The 20,956-nt window shown below is 66.9% G+C and carries 17 protein-coding genes and 1 tRNA gene; 11 read left to right on the forward strand and 7 right to left on the reverse strand.

Features of this window, described 5'->3' with window-relative positions; all coding sequences use genetic code 11:
* Positions 1–6: 6 nt before the first annotated feature.
* The 4 genes from ACYVIP_RS21165 to ACYVIP_RS21180 form a co-directional block, all read right to left on the reverse strand.
* Positions 7–636 (reverse strand): hypothetical protein, encoded by a 630-nt coding sequence (locus ACYVIP_RS21165; protein ID WP_460398917.1) that lies wholly within the window; start codon positions 634–636, stop codon positions 7–9.
* 155 nt (positions 637–791) lie between these two features.
* Positions 792–1,490: a histidine phosphatase family protein gene (locus tag ACYVIP_RS21170; protein ID WP_460398919.1), complete on the reverse strand. Its 699-nt coding sequence runs from the start codon at positions 1,488–1,490 to the stop codon at positions 792–794.
* A gap of 12 nt (positions 1,491–1,502) precedes the next feature.
* On the reverse strand, positions 1,503–2,342 hold the full coding sequence (locus ACYVIP_RS21175; protein WP_460398921.1) for an undecaprenyl-diphosphate phosphatase: 840 nt from the start codon (positions 2,340–2,342) through the stop codon (positions 1,503–1,505).
* Entirely contained in the window at positions 2,343–3,389 is a 1,047-nt protein-coding gene (locus ACYVIP_RS21180; RefSeq protein WP_460398923.1) for an LLM class F420-dependent oxidoreductase, read from the reverse strand.
* A 99-nt stretch (positions 3,390–3,488) separates the two neighbouring features.
* On the opposite strand from ACYVIP_RS21180, the gene ACYVIP_RS21185 reads away from it, so the two are divergent.
* The 3 genes from ACYVIP_RS21185 to ACYVIP_RS21195 all read left to right on the forward strand — a co-directional run bounded on the left by ACYVIP_RS21185 (position 3,489) and on the right by ACYVIP_RS21195 (position 6,021).
* Positions 3,489–4,466, forward strand: coding sequence for an aldo/keto reductase (locus tag ACYVIP_RS21185; RefSeq protein ID WP_460398925.1), 978 nt, complete (start codon positions 3,489–3,491; stop codon positions 4,464–4,466).
* 344 nt (positions 4,467–4,810) lie between these two features.
* On the forward strand, positions 4,811–5,809 hold the full coding sequence (locus ACYVIP_RS21190; protein ID WP_460398928.1) for a YncE family protein: 999 nt from the start codon (positions 4,811–4,813) through the stop codon (positions 5,807–5,809).
* Complete coding sequence (locus ACYVIP_RS21195) at positions 5,806–6,021, forward strand: DUF5703 family protein (protein ID WP_460398930.1); 216 nt, start codon at positions 5,806–5,808, stop codon at positions 6,019–6,021. The genes ACYVIP_RS21190 and ACYVIP_RS21195 overlap by 4 nt, the downstream gene beginning before the upstream one ends.
* A gap of 10 nt (positions 6,022–6,031) precedes the next feature.
* Here the strand turns inward: ACYVIP_RS21195 and ACYVIP_RS21200 are convergent, their stop codons facing one another.
* Together ACYVIP_RS21200 and ACYVIP_RS21205 are read right to left on the reverse strand one after the other, a co-directional pair.
* Positions 6,032–6,583, reverse strand: coding sequence for a DUF2231 domain-containing protein (locus ACYVIP_RS21200; protein WP_460398932.1), 552 nt, complete (start codon positions 6,581–6,583; stop codon positions 6,032–6,034).
* Between the two features lie 86 nt (positions 6,584–6,669).
* Positions 6,670–7,998 (reverse strand): M20/M25/M40 family metallo-hydrolase, encoded by a 1,329-nt coding sequence (locus ACYVIP_RS21205; RefSeq protein WP_460398934.1) that lies wholly within the window; start codon positions 7,996–7,998, stop codon positions 6,670–6,672.
* Positions 7,999–8,147: 149 nt separating this feature from the next.
* Between ACYVIP_RS21205 and ACYVIP_RS21210 the strand changes: the two genes are divergently transcribed.
* From ACYVIP_RS21210 to ACYVIP_RS21235, 6 genes are all read left to right on the forward strand, one after another.
* Positions 8,148–8,234: transfer RNA gene (locus ACYVIP_RS21210), tRNA-Leu, on the forward strand.
* 103 nt (positions 8,235–8,337) lie between these two features.
* A complete protein-coding gene (locus ACYVIP_RS21215; RefSeq protein WP_460398936.1) occupies positions 8,338–8,832 on the forward strand; it encodes a hypothetical protein in 495 nt (164 codons plus the stop codon).
* The gene (locus ACYVIP_RS21220; RefSeq protein ID WP_460398938.1) at positions 8,829–9,911 is read left to right on the forward strand and encodes a tyrosine-type recombinase/integrase; all 1,083 of its coding nucleotides are present in this window, start codon (positions 8,829–8,831) and stop codon (positions 9,909–9,911) included. The genes ACYVIP_RS21215 and ACYVIP_RS21220 overlap by 4 nt, the downstream gene beginning before the upstream one ends.
* A 343-nt stretch (positions 9,912–10,254) precedes the next feature.
* Positions 10,255–11,637, forward strand: coding sequence for a hypothetical protein (locus ACYVIP_RS21225; RefSeq protein WP_460398940.1), 1,383 nt, complete (start codon positions 10,255–10,257; stop codon positions 11,635–11,637).
* Positions 11,634–12,209: a hypothetical protein gene (locus ACYVIP_RS21230; protein WP_460398942.1), complete on the forward strand. Its 576-nt coding sequence runs from the start codon at positions 11,634–11,636 to the stop codon at positions 12,207–12,209. The genes ACYVIP_RS21225 and ACYVIP_RS21230 overlap by 4 nt, the downstream gene beginning before the upstream one ends.
* The gene (locus tag ACYVIP_RS21235) at positions 12,206–14,155 is read left to right on the forward strand and encodes a hypothetical protein (RefSeq protein WP_460398944.1); all 1,950 of its coding nucleotides are present in this window, start codon (positions 12,206–12,208) and stop codon (positions 14,153–14,155) included. Before ACYVIP_RS21230 ends, ACYVIP_RS21235 begins: the two co-directional genes overlap by 4 nt.
* A 156-nt stretch (positions 14,156–14,311) precedes the next feature.
* On the opposite strand, the gene ACYVIP_RS21240 is transcribed toward ACYVIP_RS21235, so the two are convergent.
* Complete coding sequence (locus tag ACYVIP_RS21240) at positions 14,312–14,947, reverse strand: endonuclease domain-containing protein (protein ID WP_460398946.1); 636 nt, start codon at positions 14,945–14,947, stop codon at positions 14,312–14,314.
* A 270-nt stretch (positions 14,948–15,217) separates the two neighbouring features.
* On the opposite strand from ACYVIP_RS21240, the gene ACYVIP_RS21245 reads away from it, so the two are divergent.
* Together ACYVIP_RS21245 and ACYVIP_RS21250 are read left to right on the forward strand one after the other, a co-directional pair.
* Positions 15,218–16,633 carry a hypothetical protein gene (locus tag ACYVIP_RS21245; RefSeq protein WP_460398948.1) on the forward strand — a complete coding sequence of 472 codons (1,416 nt, stop codon included), beginning with the start codon at positions 15,218–15,220 and terminating at the stop codon, positions 16,631–16,633.
* Entirely contained in the window at positions 16,630–20,871 is a 4,242-nt protein-coding gene (locus tag ACYVIP_RS21250) for a hypothetical protein (protein ID WP_460398950.1), read from the forward strand. Before ACYVIP_RS21245 ends, ACYVIP_RS21250 begins: the two co-directional genes overlap by 4 nt.
* The last annotated feature ends 85 nt before the right edge of the window (positions 20,872–20,956 follow it).

The raw sequence follows: 20,956 nt of genomic DNA on the forward strand, positions 1-20,956 counted from the left end.
ACTACCTCAACGGCGGCCGGAGCGCGACTGCGCGTACTCCTTGTTGGCCTTCCCCAATGCCAGCACCAACGCCGTGATCGGCATCACGATCAACAACACCGGCACGAACGGCGCCGCCTCGCGGGCCAGCCAGTAGATGCACAGCGCGATCTGCAGACCGGCCGCGATGGTGAACAAATGCCCAGCCGTACCGGACATCAGCTTCACCCCGCCCCAGATGAGCAGGCCGACACCGACGAGCTGGATGATCGTGACCGCCCACGCCTCACCCAGACCACCCTGGATATCCACGCCGCCGGCACTCGCGTCGTTGTTGTAGCTCTCGATCGCGGCCAGACCGAGCAGCAGGATGCCCGAGGTGATCAGCGTGATACCACCCTGGACGAACGCCAGGACCGCCGCGGCCGTGGTGACCCCCGGCCGGGCGACCGGCCCGCCACCGCCACGCTCCTCCGGGGCGGCCGGCATCCCGCCGTAACCCTGCTGGTAGCCGGGAGCCTGCGGGTAACCGCCGCCCCCCTGCTGGTAGTTCTGGGACCCGCCAGGCTGCTGCTGGCCACCGCCGGGGTACTGCCCGCCGGAGTACTGGCCACCACCTGGCTGCTGCGGCGGCTGCCCACCGTATGGCTGCGTCATCGTCTCTCCTTGGACCCACCGACGAAGCCGGTCCGGTCACGTTGTTCTGCAGATGTTCGCCGCATGCGAGCGGCGCAGGAACGGTGCACGATACTGGCACAGTTGGCCGGCCGATCCGACAGGTTTCGCACAGTTCACCAAATGTGTCTGCCAGACTAGACGGATCGTCCTGTCTCGCCACCTGGGACAGCGTGACCCGACGGTGTTTCCGCAGGCTGGGCCGGCGGCACGATGCTGGCCAACTCGCCCCCGTTGTCGTTCATCCGCAGCACGAACGGGCGGGTGTCGGTGTACTGCACCACCGACACCGAGGCCGGATTCACCACAATCCGCTGAAAACTGTCCAAATGCTGACCAAGCGCGTCCGCGATGATCGACTTCAGCACGTCGCCATGACTGCACAGCAACCACACCGCACGCGGACCGTGCTCGGCGGTGATCCGCGCGTCATGCGCCCGCACCGCCCGCACCGCCCGCGTCTGCACCTGGGCGAGGCCCTCCCCCGCCGGGAACACCGCCGCCGACGGATGCTGCTGCACCACCGACCACAGCTGCTCGGAGAACAGCGTCTTCAACTCCCGGCCGGTCCAGTCGCCATAGTCCACCTCGGACAGATCCGGCTCGGTGACCGGCTCGATACCGCGCGCCGAGACCAGCGGCGCCACCGTCTGCGCACAGCGCAGCAACGGCGAGCACACCACCTCGGCCAACGGCACCGGCTCGAGCCGGGCCACCAACTGCTCCGCCTGCTTACGGCCGGACTCGTCCAACTCGACACCCGGCATGCGGCCGGCGAGCACGCCCGAGCCGTTGGCGGTGGAACGGGCATGCCTGAGCAGAACGACGGTCGCCACCCCGCCAGTAGATCACATGGCCGGGCCGGCATCCGGCTCAAGCACACCGGTGCCGACCAAGATCAGCAACGCGGCGCCCAACGCCAGCCGGTAGGCGACGAACGGCATGAAACTGTGCGTCTTGATGAACCGCATCAGCCACGCGATCACCGCGTAACCGACCACGAACGACACGATCGTCGCGAGGACCGTCGGCCCCCACTCCGGCGCCTGACCGCCACCGATGTCGGCCAGCTGGTAGAGCCCGGAGGCGAACACCGCCGGCACCGCCAGCAGGAACGCGTACTCCGCCGCCTCCTCCCGCCGATAACCCAGCAGCCGGCCCGCGGTGATCGTGCCACCGGAACGGGACACCCCAGGGATCAACGCCAACGCCTGCGCGAACCCGAACCCGACACCGTGCGGCACCGTCAGGTGGTCCAGATCACGCTCCCGGCGTCCAAAGTGGTCAGCCACGCCGAGCAGAATGCCGAACACGATCAACGTCATCGCGATCAACCGCAGATCCCGGAACGCGTGCTCGATCTGATCCTCGAACAGCAGACCGAGCACCGCGATCGGAATCGTGCCGATGATCACCAGCCAACCCATCCGCGCGTCCGGATCATCCCGCCAGATCGACGGCCGGCGCAGCGACCGGAACCACCCGGCCAGAATCCGCCCGATCTTCTTGCGGAAGTACAGGATCACCGCGGTCTCCGTACCAAGCTGGATGACCGCGGTGAACGCCGCACCCGGATCCTCCCAGCCCGCGAACGCGGCGGTAACCCGTAAGTGCGCGCTGGAGGAGATGGGCAGGAACTCCGTGAGTCCCTGAATAAGTCCGAGAACGAGGGCTTCCAGCCAGCTCAACTACCCAACTCCCGCGAGATCGAGCGCCTCCACCGCGACGCGCAAGGTCGCGATGCTGTGCTCAAGATCTTGCAGCACCGTGGAAATGGACAGTGTGGTGACCCCCGACTCGGCAAGAGCCACCATGCCCTCTGCTATACGCTCCTTCTGGCCGAGCAACGAGGTCTGGTCGATGAACTCCAACGGCACCGCGCCCGCCGCACCGACGTAGTCCCTGGCCAGGTAACGGTTCTGCACCTCGGCCGCCTCGGCCTCGAAGCCCATCCGGCAGGCCAGGTTGTTGTAGAAGTTCTGCTCCCGGCTGCCCATCCCCCCGACATACAGCGCCGCGTACGGGCGCACCCCGTCGGCCGCCGCCCGCCAGTCGTCACTGACGACCATCGGCACCGTCGCCACCACGTCGAAGTCCTCGAGGGTCTTACCGACCTTCTCCCGGCCCTTCCTGATCAGCTCGAGGGACTCCGGCCCGAACCGCGGCGAGTAGAAGATCGCCAACCAGCCGTCGGCCAGCTCCCCGGTCAGCTCAAGGTTCCTGGGACCGATGGAGGCGAGGTAGATCGGGATGCTCTCCCGTACCGGATGGACAGTCAGCTTCAGCGGCTTGCCAGGCCCGTCCGGCAGCGGAAGCGTGAAGTGGTTGCCCTCGAACGACACCCGCTCCCGCCGCAACGCCCGCCGCACGATCTCCACGTACTCCCGGGTGCGCCCGAGCGGCTTGTCGAACTTCACCCCGTACCAACCCTCGGAGACCTGCGGGCCGGACACCCCGAGGCCAAGCCGGAACCGCCCACCGGAGAGCGTGTCCAGGGTCGCCGCGGTCATCGCGGCCATCGTCGGCTGGCGGGCGGGAATCTGCAGGATCCCACTACCGACGTCGATCTGTTCGGTCTGGGCCGCCACCCACGCCAACACCGTTGGCACATCCGATCCGTAGGCCTCCGCCGCCCAGGCCACCGAGTAGCCGAGCCGATCGGCCTCCTTGGCCAGCTTCAGGTTGTTGGCGTCGTTGCCGGCACCCCAGTAGCCGAGGTTCAGTCCAAGTCGCATCGGCAGACCATACCGACACTGTCCCCGGCGACACTGTGATCTGCGCGGAGGTCGGGGGTTCTGCCAGCGGGAACGAGGTCATCCGCTTAGGCTTCCCCGGTGGAGCAACGACACCTCGGCGACAGCGGGCTGAGGGTGTCCAGGATCGGCCTGGGCACCATGACGTGGGGCCAGGACACCGACGCCGACGAGGCCGCCAGCCAACTGGTCGCCTTCGCCGACCTCGGCGGCACGCTCGTGGACACCGCGGATGTCTACAACGACGGCGAGAGCGAGCGCATCCTCGGCACACTGCTCGACGACCTGGTGCCACGACAGGACATCGTGCTCGCCACCAAGGCGGTCGCCAGACGCGACGACGGGCCGTTCGGCGGCGGGGCATCGCGCGGGGCGCTGCTGAGCGCGCTGGACGGATCGCTGCGCAGGCTGGGCGTGGACCACATCGACCTGTGGCAGCTGCACGCGTGGGACATCACCGTGCCCATCGAGGAGACGCTCGCGGCCGTCGACCACGCGGTGGCCAGCGGGAAGGTCCGCTACGCCGGGGTGTCGAACTACTGCGGCTGGCAGCTCGGCACGGCCGCGACGACCCAGCGACACAAGCCGTTCGGCGCGCGACTGGTGAGCGCGCAGCTGGAGTACTCACTGCTGGAGCGCGGGCTGGAGCGGGAGGTCGGGCCCGCGGCCGCGCACCACGGGATCGGACTGGTGGCCTGGGCGCCGCTCGGGCGGGGCGTGCTGACCGGGAAGTACCGGGCGGCCACACCGGCCGACTCGCGGGGCGCGTCCACGCACTACGCGCCCTACGTTGACCACCACCGGACCGAGCGCGCGGCCAGGATCGTGCAGGCGGTGGTGACCGCGGCCGACGGGTTGGCGACCTCGCCGCTGTCGGTGGCGCTGGCCTGGGTGCGGGACCGGCCGGGCGTCGCCTCGGCCGTGGTCGGGGCGCGGGACACCGGGCAGCTGCTCGGGTCGCTGGTGTCCGAGGAGCTGACGTTGCCGGCGGCGATCCGGGCGGCGTTGGACGACGTGAGCGATCTGGAGCTCGGCTATCCGGAGACCCGACTCGGCTGACGCTCGGTGTGCCGGACCAGACCCCTCCCCTCATGGCCTCTTTTGGTTCTTGGTCCTGGCTGAGCGCGCTCCGGCGCGCTAATATCGGACATCTATATAGTTGATATTTAATAGTCAAAATTATGTGGGGAGTGGCAGCGCGCGCCGAAGGGCTCGCCGAGGCTGTCGGACACCGCCTGGAGACCGTCGCCGCCAGTGATCGCCCCCGGTGCACAACCGCCGGAAACGGGGGTTAGCGTCCTGAGCGTATTTGGAGGATGCTGGAGGGATGTCCCGACGGCGTGACGCACCGTGGTCGCGACCGTGGGGCCCCGGAGACGTGTCGGAGGTCGATGTTGCGTCGCATGATTGTCGCGGCCGTAATCTGTAGCGCCGCGGCGGGAACGGCGTGTTCCACGACCGAACCGAGCGACGAGCTGATGGTGTCGGACAACCCGGTCGCGGCGACCGCGGCCCGCTCCCCCGCTGCTCAGGCGGCGCCGGCGGGCACGGTGACCGCACTGTCCGGTACCCCGACGTCGATGGCGGTGGACGCCGAACACCAGGTGCTCGCGGTGGCCGTGGACAAGCCGCCCGCCGTGCTGCTCTACCGGCTGACCGACGCCGACACGCTCAGCGACCCGACCACCGTGTCGCTGCCCGGCCCGGCACGGTCGGTGACCCTGGCCGGCCCGGGCGGCCCGCTGCTCGCCTCGGTCGACGGTGAGCTGGTGCGGATCACCCTGCCCGACGGCGAGGTCGACGCCGCGCCTGTGGACGGCGACCTGGTCAGCGCGGTCGAGTACGGCGACCGGACGCTGGTCGCGGTGCGTGACCGCAAGGCCGTCGCGGTCCTGGGGGGCGACAAGGTCTACCGCATGATCAGCGGTGGTCTCTACAGCGCCGACCAGGTCCTGTCGACCGGCGAGAACGCGGTCGTGTTCGACCGGCTGCGCAACGCGGTGTTCCAACTGGACGTGCCGGCCGGCACGGTCGACGAGGGCCTGCGCGCCGGCGAGGGGTCGACCAACGCGGTCACCGACCGGTTCGGCCGGGTGCTGGTGGCCGACACCCGGGGCGGGGCGCTGCTGGCGTTCTCGGTGGACCCGCTGCTGATGCGCCAGCGGTATCCGGTGGCCGGCTCACCGTACGGGCTGGCGTATGACCAGCAGCGGGACCTCGTGTGGGTGACCCTGACCGAACGTAACGAGGTCGTCGGATTCGACGTGGCGGGCGAGGAGCCCGTGGAGCGGCATCGCTTCCCGACCGTGGAACAACCCAATTCCGTGGCCGTTGACCCGAGCAGCGGGCGTGTGGTCGTCGCGTCCGCGACCGGAAAGGGAATACAGGTGATCGCAGTATGAGTGCTGACGGGGTGATCGACGGGGACTGGGAGTATCGGCCGTTGCGACTGCCACCCGGGGTGTCGGGACGCGCAGCGGCCACTCAACTGTCCATCCACGCCGAGTTCGCCGGATGGGAACTGTCCAACGTCAGGTTGTACTCGGACGGGAGCCGACGGGTGGTGCTCAAGCGCCGCCGCACCGTCGGTCTCCTGCCCGGACTGAGTACCTAGTCGCCGCGACTCAGCCGCCGCCGTTGGCCGGCGGGGTGTCCTCGACGAACTCCCACACCAGGCGGGCGCCGGCGTCGCCGACCCGGAAGGTGTGGATCCCCGTCGCCGCGGCAAGGCCGACCGTGACCACCGCCGCGACGATGATGGCGACGGTCGTACCGCTGGCCTGCTTGGTGTCCGTCGCGACCGCCGTGCCGCCACCCTCAGAGGTGTCCACCTCGGCCGCCTCGGTCTTCGCCGCCCGCTGGGACGCGACCATCAGCGCCGTCACCGCGACGAACAGCCCCAACGCCCACCACACGAGCAGGTCCCCCAGCTCCGCGTGCGCCTGAATCGCCGGACTGGTACCGATCCGGCCCTCCAGGAACTCCCCGCTGTCGGTGGCGACCGGCACCAGCAGAGTGCCCACCCCCGCGGCGGCGACCACCAGCCAGCCGAACCGGCGACGCACCGCCGGCCAGACCGAGATGATGATCGCCCCGCCGACGGCGATCACCAGGAGCACGACGACGAAGTGGACGACGAGCGGGTGTAGCGGTAGTCCGCCGACGAAATCGGGCACCGGTGCCTCCGGGTTCTGGTCAAGTGCTGATCGTTCTGACTGCCACAGGTTCGTTACGCGGGCGGCAGCGTAACGGTTCAGTCGGATCAGCAGTTCCGCAGGAACCGATCAAGGACCCGGGTGCCGAACCGGACCGCGTCCACCGGAACCCGCTCGTCCACGCCGTGGAACAACGCGGTGAAGTCCAGGTCGGCCGGCAGCCGCAGTGGCGCGAACCCGAAACAGCGGATGCCCAGCGTGTGGATCGCCTTGGCGTCCGTGCCACCGGAGAGCATGTAGGGAATGGTGCGGGCGCCCGGGTCCTCCGCGGTGATCGCGGCCGTCATGGCGTCCACCAGCGCGCCGTCGAACGAGGTCTCCACCGAGGGGAGGTGCGTGACCCACTCCCGCTCGACGTCCGGCCCAAGGATCTCGTCGAGCTCCCGCTCGAACGCCGCCTCACGCCCGGGAAGCACCCGGCAGTCCACCACCGCCTCGGCCACCGACGGAATCACGTTGGCCTTGTAGCCGGCGGTGAGCATCGTCGGATTGGCCGTATCCCGAAGCGTGGCCCCGACAACACGCGCGAGCGGCCCCAACTTGGCCACCGACCCGGCCAGATCGTCCTCATCGAACTCCAGCCCCGTCAGCTCGGTCACCGAACTGAGAAAAGCCCGAACGGAGTCGGTGAGCACGATCGGAAACCGATGACTCCCCAACCGAGCGACCGCCGCCGCGAGCTTCGTGACCGCGTTGTCGTCATGAATCATCGACCCGTGCCCCGCCCGGCCGCGCACCCGCAACCGCATCCAGGCGATGCCCTTCTCCGCGATCTCGATGGTGTAGGCCCGAAGATCGTCCGCGAGCGAGACCGAGAACCCGCCCACCTCCCCAACCGCCTCGGTGACCCCCTCGAACAGGTCAGGCCGGTTCTCCACCAGCCACTGCGAGCCAAACGCCCCACCAGCCTCCTCATCAGCGAGAAAAGCGAAGACAAGGTCCCGAGGCGGCGTCACCCCATCCCGCCTGAACCGCCGAGCGACCGCGAGGGTCATGCCGACCATGTCCTTCATGTCGACCGCGCCGCGGCCCCAGATGTAGCCGTCCTGGATGGCGCCGGAGAAGGGGTGAACGGACCACTCGGTCGGATCAGCGGGAACGACGTCGAGGTGCCCGTGAACGAGGAGAGCCCCCCGAGAGCGGTCGGCACCAGGAAGCCGGGCGAACACGTTCCCCCGGCCAGGCGCCCCCGACTCGACGTAGGTGATGTCGTAGCCCACCTCGGTCAACTTCTCGGCGACGTACTCAGCGGCGACCCGCTCGCCGACGGTGGTGTCCGGTTCGCCGGTGTTGGTGGTGTCGATGCGGATCAGTTCGCTGGTGAGCCGCACGGCCTCGTCCTGGGCCTCGGCGGTGGTGTTCGTGTGGTCGGTCACGGGGTCTTCCTACCACTGTCGATCGTGGTTGGTGCGGTCCGCCGTGCCGAGCCAAAGGGCGAATCCCCACGTCAGCGGCATGATCAGCGGAGGGAGGTGGCCGGTTGGGGGCCTCGGAGACGATCCGTTACGCTATGCACCACCACAGAGTCCGAGTGGCGGAATGGCAGACGCGCTAGCTTGAGGTGCTAGTGCCCGACAAGGGCGTGGGGGTTCAAGTCCCCCCTCGGACACCAATGCCAGGGAAATCTCCCGGAAGCATTCAGTACTCCTCCCAGTCGGTCACGCCGTTGTTTGCCGCGCGGCGGCGCCGTTCTCCCCTTCGCGGGGGTGGCCAGCGTGACTGAGCGCAAGATCGCTCCGCTGGTTCCTCCCACTCTCGCGCGTGGCTCCGGCCGTCGGCTTCTCGCGGGCCGCAACACCCAGCTCCAGGTCGGTGAGCTGCTGGCGCGGCCCCGAGCCGGGACGCTCGTCTACGGCATGGGCCGCCTCGACAGTGAAGGCCGGCTGTCCAACCGATCCACCATCGATGCCCTGGGCTGGACGGCCGGTGACTGCCTGAGCATCGCGCTGGTCGACGGGTCGGTCGTCGCGCACCGCGACCCCACCGGGGCCTTCGTGATGGGCGCCAAGCCCTACCTCGTGCTCCCCGCCGCGTTACGCCGCCGCAACGGCCTGGGCGCCCGGGATCTCGTGCTCGTGGTCGCGGACCCGAACCACGACGTCCTGGTCGTGCACCCGCTCGCGGCCCTGGACACGATGATCACCGCCTACCACGCCGCACTGACCACACTGAACAGCTGCCAGAGCACTCCCACGGGAGGCGCGCGATGACGACACAGTTCACACCGTCCCCCGCGGACGCTTCCCCCGGTCGGAACGCGCAGGCCGACGGAGCCGCGAACCAGGAACTGGTCGCGGCCGCGCGAATGCTGCTGCAGCGGATGAACGTCGACCCGGCCGACCTGATGACCGATCCCGCCGACCGACCCCCCGTTCCGACGTTCGACGACTACATCCCACAGGTCGAGGACGCAGTCTCCCCCGGCACCGCCAAGACCTACAGCTCGTACTGGAACCGGATCCGCGCCAAGTGGGGATCACGCACTCTACTGGAGCCGACACCGACCGAGATCAAACAGTTCGCCGAGGAGATCAAGGCCAACGCGATCCAGCGCCGGAACTCACGAGGTGGGCGCGGCACCGCCGAGAACTTCATCGCCGCCCTGCGCTGCATCTACCGGCACGCCGAGGACGACGAGCTAATCAAGCCCGACGAGAACCCCGCCCGCAGGACCGCGAAGCCCCGGCGGCAAGGATCAGTCCGGCACGCCCTGTCCGCCAACCAGATGAGTGAGATCAACTTCCACGCTGGTACCACCGGCGACGACCCGGAACTGGACACGCTGCTGCTGCGGCTGCACACCGAGTCGGCCTGCCGCACCGGCGGCGCCCTGGCCCTGCGCCCCCGGGACCTCAACGAAGACCAGTGCCTGATCTACCTGCGGGAAAAGGACGGCACCGCCCGCTGGCAACCGGTCTCCCGGTCGCTGATGACCGCGCTCCTCGATCACGCCCAGGAGCGGGGCTCGGCCGATGCCCCGGGCGGGCAACTGCTGCGGTACCGGAACGGCAACCCCATCACCCACCGCCGCTACGACCACCTCTGGGTCCGCCTCGGCCGCTACCTGCCCTGGATCACCACCCTGAACGTGTCCGCGCACTGGATCCGGCACACAACGCTGACCTGGGTGGAGCGGAACTTCGGGTTCGCCATCGCCCACGCCTACGCCGGCCACTTCGATGAAGGAGACAACAAGAACGCCACCATGACCTACGTCAAAGCCGCCGTCCACGACGTCGCCACCGCCCTATCAGCCCTCACCGGCGAACCACACCCGCTCGCCGCCTGAACCGGCTTGGTACTGGTACCGGTCGCCCGGTGGGAGCCGGTACCAGTACCACCGCAGAAATGACCATGGCCGTGTTCGGCATAGATCCGCTGGTCTTCCCGGCCGTGAACTCGGATTCGTACACCACAAGCACCGGTCTGTGTTGGCCATCGACCACACGGCCACGGGCATGTACGCCAGCGTGTGCTGCCCGAGTGAGTAACACCGACTGCGGGCGGCGCGACTTCCACAGAGCGTGCCGTCATGTCACACGATCGGGTGATTTTGGCAATCGTTCTGCTGTCCGGTGTGTCCGCCGTGATGTTTGATGCGGTGATCACACACGAGGTGCGGGGAGGGGCTTGTGGACACGGCTGCGGATGCCGTTGTCAGCGTTCCTCCCGCTGATGATGCCGGTGCCCGTACCGCCGACCTGTATGACTGGCAAGCGGCCATGGCTGCCGCAGATGGTTTGAGCCTCTACCTCGACACGACGACCGCTGACGGCGACGTCCCGTCCGACGCGGACCGGCGCATCATGTGCGAGCGCCATGAGGATTGGGTCGTCGCGCTCGGGTCGGACGCCGAACTGGTGTCGGCCAAGCACCGTGAGCCTGCGTCTGGCGCGTGGACCACCGTTTCTCAACTTGTTGATCAAGGCGGTCTGGGTCATCTGTTCGGTCGCTGGCTCGCTTTGGGACGTATGCCGCGTGCGCGGCTCGTGACCTGTGGTGCGTTAGCGGCCGGCGCCCCGCGGAAGCTGGCGAAGGCGATCACAGTCCTTCACAAGGAAGCCGCAGGCGACATACTGGATCAAGAAACGCAAGCGGTAGTGGCGGCCGAGGTGGACGGGTTCGCCAGGCTGTTGCTGGTGTACCGGAAGGGCCTGCCGACTCGGTGGCAAGCGCCCGACGGTGCGATCGCCGCCAGCGTCGAGGTTGAGACGACACATCTGCAGGAAGTCCGAGCGTTTCTTTCGGTGTTGTTCATCGACGACCAGCGGCCCAACCGCAGCGTGGTCGGTCACGCCGCGCCGAGCATGTATGCCCTGCCGATACTCGCGCGGCTGGGGCGTCTTGATGTTCCCCCATCGGCGGTCTGGGAAGCGGTGCTGGCAGTGTTTCGCACCCGCATGCGTGCGCAGGGCCCGGTCTCGTCCGGGGCGCTTCCGATTGTGCTGAGCACCAGGTCGGCCAGCGGGAACGCGACACCGATGTCGGTTGAGGAGCAGCGTGACCTGGCCTCTCGTGTCGTGACGGTGCAGGACATTGGCGTGGCTATCCGGGTGGCACTCGCTCATCCGTTGGGCTACGTACCGATCACTCCGCCCGCTCGACTGACGAAGCTCAGCGTCAAGATGGCCCGAGGTGGATGCGCCGATACGAGTATCGAACGGGCCGAGCAACTTCGAATCGGTTATCGCGACTACTGGCGGTCCCGGCGCGAGAACGTGCCCGGCGGAACTGGCGCCCGTGCTGCCGTGGAGCGTGCGCTGATGCGCGCCGCTGATGAAGCGACCACCGCCAGCCGCACCGCCACCGGCAGCTGGGGCATGCTGTTCTGGAAAGCGCTGGCTGAGCACCTGGCCCGCATCTCTGACGGCGAGCGGCCTGACGGGCTCGACGATGAACTGGCCCGCGGTGGAGTGTGTGAACTGGCCGCCCGCTGCCATGTCTGGTTCAGCGCACAGTTCGACGTGTCCGCAGAGATCGCCCGGCTTCGAGCCGAGAGGACGGTCACCCCATGACCACGCCATCCTCCTCAGTCGAGGCGCTCACCGCCGTTCGTGACGATCTTGCTTACCATCAGATGCGGGTTCTGCTCCTCGTCGCCAGCGTCGCAGGGGCCGCCGGACACCAGCGCAAGCTCGATGGTCTGACCAAACTGGCCAAGTTGGACTTCTTGGTGCGCTATCCGGCGGTCGCCCCCCGCGTCCTCGCGGACCTCGATCCGAGCGATCCGCAACTGCACCTCAGCCAGTCTTCTGACCATGATCCGACCGAGGTCGAGGCCCCGATGATCCGCTACAAGTACGGCCCCTGGGACGACCGCTACTACCCCGTGATCGGAGCCCTGGTCGGGCGCGGGCTACTCAACTATGTCGCCGGGCGACGCGGCAGTGTGGCTCTCGCTCCGACCGCTGCCGGCAAACGCCTCGCCAGCCAGGTAGCGCAGACCGAGCCCTGGGCGGAGATCTCCGATCGCTGTCACGCCATCGCGCAAGCATCCGCTGGCTTGTCGGGAAACGCGTTGAAGGACCTCATCTACCAGCACCTGCCTGAGCTGATGGACCGACCACACCGGCAGGTCATCCGATGACCACCCGGTTCCGCATCGACACTGTCACCGTCGACACCACCGACGGGGAGGTCACCTACCAGTTCCCGTCCGCACTGACTGTGCTCGCGGGCCCGGTGGGGGTGGGCAAGAGCACGCTATTCGAACTGATCAAGTACGGGCTCGGCGGCAACGGTGAACTCGCCCAGGTCGCGGTGACCGCCGTCCGCGAGATCCAGCTCCGCGTCACCGTCGGCAACGAGCGATTCGGACTGACCCGCAGCCTGGACAGTAAGAAGAGCAAGGTGGTCCGGGTAACCGACCTCATCACTCATGAGCGATTGCCTGACCAGCGCACAGGCGACGGTGAGCCGTCGTTGAGCGCCTTGCTACTGAACGCGCTGGGACTACCCGCCGACCTACGTGCGGCAGCACGCACACGAACCACGACGAACGCCGGCGCACGGATAAGTTTCGCGGACGTATTCACGTTCATGTACGTCCGTCAAGCGGACATCAACCGCGATATCGCGTCCAGCAAGGAATCCTACCGGGAACCCAAACGCAAATCGGTCTTCGAACTACTGTTCGGCCTGACCGACGCCGAAATCCTGCGGCTGCGCTCGGAACTCGCCACCCGCAACGGCGAACGCGATCAGGCCAACCACGACCACAGCCTCGTCGTACAGTTCTTGCGGGATTCCGGCACCACGAGCCGGATCACGGCAGAGAACGCTGTGCAAACCGCCACTCGAGACGAGGCCACCGCACTCGCTGAGATGGACGCACTCCGCAACGCGGTGGATCCAGTAGTAGATCGGGAAACCCTGACACTTCGCGACCTACTCAGCGAAGCAGAACGCAGTCTCGCCGCGGCCCGTGACACCGCCACACGCCTGGCGCAGCAGCAAGCCGAGTACACCAGCGAACGACGCCGCGTGGTACTCGACCTCGACCGGCTACGGCGCCTGCAGGACGCCGGCGATCGACTCGCCAGCATCGAGTTCGCCGTATGCCCGCGCTGTCTCCAGGACCTCACTCACCGGGAAACACCCCACGACCAGTGCCGACTGTGTCTGCAACCCGATCCACTCGCGGTCGGTACAGCGCCGACATCGGAGCCGTCCTACGAGCAGCGCCAACTCCACGACCAACTCGCCGAGATGGACGAGTTGATCCTCACAGTCGCTGATCAACTCACCGACACCCATGCCAGCATCGTCAACCGCCACGAACTGATCGCCAAGCTCAGCGATGATCTCGACGCCCGAACCCGAAACCGGATCACTCCGCAACTACAAGCCTTCAGCGATGCCACCCGCCGGCTCACCCAGGCACGAGCCCAACTACACGAACTCGAAGGCGTGCTCCGCCAATGGGACCGCGTCGACGACCTCGGCGCCGAAGCTGACCGCCTACAAGGCGAAGTAAACCGCCTGCAGACGGCCGTCACCAACGCCGAGAACCAACTCGCCCAACACAAATCCGACCTCATGGACGAACTCGACGCCGAGTTCGCCGCCACCGTCGCCGCCATCGGCATCCCTGGTGTCGAAACCGCGCAGATCCACCGCACCAACTACCTGCCGCTTCTCAACGGCCAGTCCTACATCAAACTCAGCCCCGCCGGCGGGGTCCGCACCACCACCCAGATCGCGTATTGGATCACCCTCATCACGGTGGCGCTCCGACGCCGCGACACCCTGTACCCCGCCTTCCTCCTCATCGACAGCCCCCGCACATCACTCAACAACGCCGACAACCTCGCCGCCGCGCTCTACCGCCGCCTCATCACCCTCGCAGACGCCGCCTCCGACCGACTCCAAATCATCATCGGCGACAACGAACTCCCCGCCGCCTACCGCCGCGACTACGACCAACTCGACTTCACCTACGACCACCCCACGATCGCCACCATCCCCCACCCCGGCCCAAACGCCGTACAAACCCTCAACCCACCACCATCCGACGATCAGTCGTCTTCTTAGATCCGAGGGCGCGGGGATCGGTGACAGCTTTCGGCGCGACCCACTCTGGCGGCGGTAGGCCCTCACCACACGGTCAAACCGCTCGCTGTCAGAACTCGAAGGCCAGACGATGAGTTCTTCCATAGCTGTCACACGCCGCCATAACGCCGCAGCCAGTCAAGCTGGACCGGATGCAGGCACATTAGAGGGCAGGTATGCCGGCGCTGCAGCTTTCATCCCGGGACTTGGCGCGGCCCGCCGGAGTTCCTGCGCCTCCAATTCGGCGAGGAGCCGATCGAGTTCCGCCTGATGTCGCGCGGCACACGCAAATCGCCATCCTGCCCGCACGTCTCGGTACTGGACGCGAAGGCCGAGCAGCCTGGTCGGCGGGTGGGCGCGGTAACGGACAAGCGCCTGGGCACGGTCAGGATCGCGGATGCTCCGTGGAGGGTGCGACTCCAGCTTGTTACAGCTAATGCACAGCAAGCCCCGGACCCATCCTGTGGTGTGGCAATGATCAGCGACGGTCCAACGCAACGGTACTTCGCCACCACACAACGCGCAGCGCCCCTCCTGCCATGCCTCCAACGCAACCATTGGACCTGAACCTGCGGCGAGGTCATGAACATCGGCAATGTCCCATGCACTCTGGTGCACGAAACAGTACGGGTGGCCAGCCGCTGGCCGTCTCCGCGACCACACCCACGAACCACCAAAATGCCGCCATGCCCCTGGCCAGCTAGAAGTGGACGCACCAGAGTCAGACGCCATGATCTTCACAACCCTCATCAATAGGGCCGCCGAAACGGCCATCCCCTGCAGTGCCCGCCCGAGGTCAATCCCACCCCGGTGGACGGCGGTGTCAAGCCTGTCGAATGTCTTGTTATGTGCGAGCCGGTCCAGTTCCGAGGTCAGCGGCTGCGCGCGTTGGTCCGGCCACAGGGATTGTCGGTGGCCCGTTCTAGTCTGCGGTGCATGTCGAACTCCGCAGGGTACCGGCACGAACGGCGACCGGATCGGGCAACGCGGTCTCGCGGCGGTCCCGGCGCGTTACCTGACGAAAGCCATGTTGTCGATGGGTTGATGACGTCGTCGATCGATGACACGCGGGTGGCCGCGTTGCTGGGCGCCGAGGAGTTCGATCCTGCCTTGTTGATCGAGATGTTGCTTCCAGTGCTGTGGCTTAGCCGTGTGGAGATGTTCGAAGGGAATGCGTCCGTCGAGGGCTCCATGGTGCTGCATCACGCCTACGAGCAACTTGGCGTCGCCTCTCACGTGTACACCGTCACATTGTCGATCATGAATCCCGCGAACGATCAGTCGGCGAAGCACGGACGGCCCGACCCGCGCTGGAACGACGGGGTTCTGGACGGACACTGCGTGTTGTGGCTGCCTCAGTCGGGGCGGCTCGTCGACGCCACGGTGGAGCAGTTCTCGGCGGCACCCAATTCTGCATCCGCGCCGGTGGTGGGTCGCTTGGCAGGTTCGAATTCGTCGGCGTGGGCCTCCCCCGAGGGTGGGCTCGCGGCGGGTACCTGGATCGATGTCCTGAATGCCGTCGGCCTCATCATGCACTACGAGCTGACGGATCTGGAGTACCGGGATCTCGTCACCTCGTCACTGACGCAGGAGGACAACGAGCGGTTTCAGCGGGCCGGGGTAAACCTCGCCAGTCGCGCATTGACTCTGCTGCGTGTCGGTCCGGTCGCCGAGCGGGTGCGCACGGTGCCGTACCCGCAGCTGCACGCGTTGCTCGACGCGGTCGACAACGCAGAGTTCGTGGTCGAGCCCACGGGGGACTTCTTCTTCACGCTCCGCGACGGCGACATCGAACACAGCTGGCGTCTCGACGAGATTCCTGTCGCTGTCAGCGACTCAGTGATGTCCCGCTATCCGGAGGATCGTGCGCTTCGGCCCGGCCCGGACCACGACCTGGTCAAGGAGACGCTGTCGGACGTCGCCACCGACGCCAGGGTGTTGTCGTCCGCGACCCCGGCGACAGGAGGCGGCGATGTCCCCGTCGTGTTTTTCGAACCACGTGCCGCCGTCGGCATGCGGTCGCGCAGCTTCGGGACGCGCGAAGCGCAGGCGGAAGGCATCATCATGGCAGGGTTCAGGCGGTTCCTACCGGACTCCACCACCGTGCCCCGATTGGAGTCCTGGTCGGTCAGGCGAACACCGGAAGGACTCGAGTTGTGGGATGAAGGTGGCATCTGGGCCCGTGCTGAACTGTCGATCGACGACGAATGGGTCGCGGCAGCAGAAGCACACAGAGTGGTCCGCGTGGTCTATGGGGTCTTCGTCGGGGTGCGGATCCCTCGTGGGCAAGTCTCCTACACCGATGCCGATCGTGAAGCCGAGCTCCTTCACGCCAGACGTTCAGGCATCGTCGCCGTGGCTGAGGTCCCCTGGGCCGGAGTTCGGAAGGCCCCGAGGTCGCGTTGGCGGCCGTGGAAACGGCGTGCCGCTTCCGGCCGGGCTGTACGGGGGATGTCGTGAGTGGCGAGTTCGGTCTAGCCGGCTATCGGTTCCAATACCACGTCATCCTGCTGACCGCGCTGGAGCTGTGGTGCGGATCGGATGACCAAGGCGTCGAATCCATCGTGATCGAGGGGCGCCCTGGGGCAGAGAAGGTCGACTACGAACTGATCGGGCGCATCAGCACCGATGACGGGGTCGTTCAGGTCAAGAGTCGCTGGGGTGCCAAGGCGTGGTCCGCCACCGAACTGCTTGGCCTGCTCATGTCGCTGGAGCGGGACGCGAGCGGGTCCGCGCGGCTGGAGCTCGTCGCGAACGGGACGTTCAGCTCCAAGGCGCGGCAGTTCATTGAACTGCTCCACCGAGCGCACAGCCTCCCTGACGAGGACTTGGCGCGAACCGTGCAGCAGCTGACGACCACAAGGAAAGCGAGCGTCGCGATGCTGGAAGCGTTACGGCGGTCGTCGGTCCGAGTCCAGCCGTACGGGATGTCCGAGCTACGCGAACGAGTACAGGTCCAACTCAGGCGGGTTCGCTCGGCAGCCGGACAGGAGATCGGCGGTCAGGCGGCCGAACTTCTGCGCGCCAATCTGCTCGGGTTGGCCATGGACAAGTCCGAAGCCGACGACGTCGCAGGTCGTACGTGGCATCGTGGCGACTTCCTGGAAGCGGTGGGTGCGTCACGAACAGACCTGGAAGCCGCCCTCGCGGCCAGATGGGGGGTGCCTATCCGGCTTGTCGATCGCGAGCACGCCGTACGACGTGACGGGCTCCTTCAGGAGGTGACGAACCACCTCGCGACGGAGGACGGGCTGCACACGACGGACGGACGGGTTCGGACGTGTGTACTGACCGGTCCCGCTGGTATCGGCAAGACCACGCTGGCCCAGCAGTACGCCCTCGACAACGCCGCCGAGTTCGACTGGATCTACCAGCTCACCGCATACGGTGACGACGACGCGACCGCGACCGGAGACGTCCTCGGGGAAGAACTGGAGCAGTTCGCCACCTGGCTCCAGGGCAGGGGCGTCGCGATCCGGCGCGGTCCGCACCGGTCACTGGTCGACGCCGCGCGCGCGGTCGCCGAAGCTCTCGCTGGGAGCTCGCGGTCGTGGCTCCTGATCGTGGACAACGCGACGACGGCCGACACGATCGCCTCGCTGCTGCCTGCCTCCGGCTACGGGGCTGTCCTGATCACCACCCGAAACAGCGCCTGGCACAGCCCACACCCCACCGTCGCAGTCGGCGCACTCACCGCGGAGCAAGGACGTGTCCTCGTCCAGAATAGGCTCGCGGACCTGGCCTTCGCCGACTCGGATGCCGACGCGTTGTGCGCAACGTTGGACGGCCTCCCGCTGAGCCTGGTCACCGCCACCAGCTACCTGCGCAGCACCAGGGAATCCATCGACGACTTCCTCGAGACCCTCGGTGACGAGGTGCGCAGACTCGACGCGCTCAACTTCCCGCTCCAACACCTGGACGACTACCCGCGCACCGCAGTCGCGGCCGTGAACCTTGCCCTACAACGACTGCGCGCGAGGGAAGGCGACCTTCCCGCCGACGCAATCGCCGTCCTAGATCGCGCCAGCGTTGTCTTCCCGGACCGGATCCCGGTGCGGCTCCTGGCCTCCGACCGCGGCACGTTCAACGCCTCGGTCGCCGCGCTGGCAGAACTGTCGCTGATCGATCGCTGGCAGGACGACGCCAAGCGGGACTGGGTGCGTGTGCACCGAGTCGTCCAGGACGTCGTCCGCGCCGAACTCAGCACACACCCGGACGAGCTTCGAACAACGTTGCTCGCCGTCGAATTGGCCGTCACCGACATGATGGTCGACTGCATTCACGCGCTGGACATGGTGACCGGCGGGGCGTTGCGACTGCACGCAATCACGCTCGCGGAACGCCTGCTGCAGTACGACGAGCAGAGCTGGCAGACGACCACGGCGATGTTGTCCAATGCGGCGTCGATCGCGAAGCTCCAGGGTGACCTCGCTGACGCCCAACGCCTCGTCAAAGAGGCGCTGGACCTGATACCACCCGACGACTACGACCCCCAAATAGCCGGCCGACGTGGGAAGACACTGGCCATGCTGGCAAACCTGCAACTCGAGCACAATGAGACCGACGCCGCACGAACGACCCTGGAAGCGGCTCGACGCGCCCACGATATGCACCGGCTCATTCCCGCGCACTTCGAGGCGTTGGTCGAGTGCATGGCACTTCAATGTCGGGTCGAGGCGTACCTGGCTACGGACGAGGCCCAGGTCCGTGCGCAGTTCGAGAAGGCGAAAGCCCTCCCCGAGCCCACGCACCAGGCCGCGGTGGTGCGTGCCTCCTGCCTGGTCGTGATCGCACGCGAGATGACCTGGAATGCAGGAGTGCGTGCCGACTTCCAGGACTGCGCCGAACGATTGCTCGCCCTGATAGGCCAACGCGACCACAAGGAACCAGGCGTGGCTGCGATGGCGCACCTAGCCCTGGCTGAAGCGCACGGGTCGGAAGGCGCGGTGGACGCGGCCTTGCGGCACTTCCGACAGTTCAAGCAGATCGTGTCTGACATTCCTGGGATCGATCCGGCGTTCCGGGTAGACGAGTCCATCGAGCTCGCGTTGGGTCTGAGCGGAGTGTGCCTGGACAAGGTGACGGGATTCCCATACCGCGATATCAACAGCCTCGTCCAGATGCTCCTCGCGGACATCGACGACCAACTCGCCGAGGTCGACTGGAGGGCGACACAACGCGACTGGATGACCATCAGGATTAGCTCCCTGAAAGCCCTTCACGCGGCGCAGAACGGTCATGTCGACGAGTACCGGCGGCATGCCAGGGAGGCGAAGCATCTCGTCCGCCGGTATCGGAAGAAACTTCCCGGCAACGTCGAAGCCATGGCCCGGAACATTCGCATGGCCGCGCCCCTCGCAGAGTCTCAACACACCCGCAGGCACGGTCTGCAACCAGGAGAGAGCCTGTCGAACTCGCTATCCGCGCCGGTCAGGCCCCGATACAAGCCGGAACGCTGTCGTCACTTCGATCTGCTGCCGACCCAACCGGCAATGCCTGCCGTGGAGAACGGCGTCGATGTCGAGACACCTGCAGCTGGAACCGAACTCGTTGTCGACCGGGTGCACGCGATCGCCACGCACGGCGCGCTGCTCGACGAACTCATCGGCGACGACCTGCCGCACGCGCAGGAGGTTCAGGACGCGTTGTGGGAGCCCGCCGGGAAGCCGCAGGACTTCGTCGACCACCTCATCGGCGCTTGGCGCATGATCGACACAGTGTCCTACAAGATCATCGAAGTCACGGGGGAGTCGATCGAGGACGTGCGAAGCAGGTGCGAGGACAGGCTGATCCGATCCCATCACGACGACCTGGTCGACACCGTGCCGACGCGTGCCATCCTCAAGTGCCTGAACAACAGTTGGTACCCGGAGCTGAACGACATCCTGATGCGGGGGGACCGGGAGGGGATGGTCCGCATCCTCGCCGACCTCGTCGGTGTTGAGTCGCGACTGGCCAAGGAATTCGCCAGCCTGACCGGTGCCTCCGTAGCGGAGGTGATCGCCCAGATACGCGATCTGGCGATGGCCTTCGACGGTACGGTGGTACACCCAGGCGGGAACTCGTACGACGTCGCGACCGGAACGATCAGAACTGGCCGCCTCATCACCGGCCGGACCGCGCAGATCTGGCTCAACGACCCGCAAGCCGGCACCGTTGATCACGTCTGGATACTCGACAACGGCGGCACCGGCAAGTCCAGCGCACTGCGCGTCGTGCTGCTGGAGGCGGTCGGGTCTGGGATGTTCTGCATCTTCCCGTCCGATCCCCGTAACGAGCACGGCTTCGATCGCCTCTGGGACTCGTGGGTCGAGACTCCGGCGTGGATCGCCACCAACATCGCGGACACGGTGAGGAACCTTGAAGCCGCGGTAAGGATAGTCAAGGCCCGGGCTGCAGCGGAGAATGTGCCGAGCCCGACCGCGAAGCGTCCCGGAGTCCTGTTCGGAATCGACGACGCGGATGATGTCCTTCGGCTCCCCCGAGGTCGGGAGTTGATCGACTTCATCGTGACGCACGGTCCAGCTGCCGGTGTCGGAATGGTTATGGTCATCCGGGACATTGCCTGCGTGGACGGTGACGAGGTCCTGTGTCGGGCGATTGCCGATGCGCGCAGCAGAACCTTCGTCGGCGCGGCCATATCCGACGGGTGGGAAAAACTGCGATCGGCTTACCGCAGTCGACCCCAACACGAATGAGACACAACGTCCTCGTCACAGTCGAACGTCGCCGCGCTGGAGCCGTACGTGCCACAGTGAACGGTCGCCGGCGAGACCCGAGAAC

This window comes from Actinophytocola sediminis (assembly GCF_054779715.1).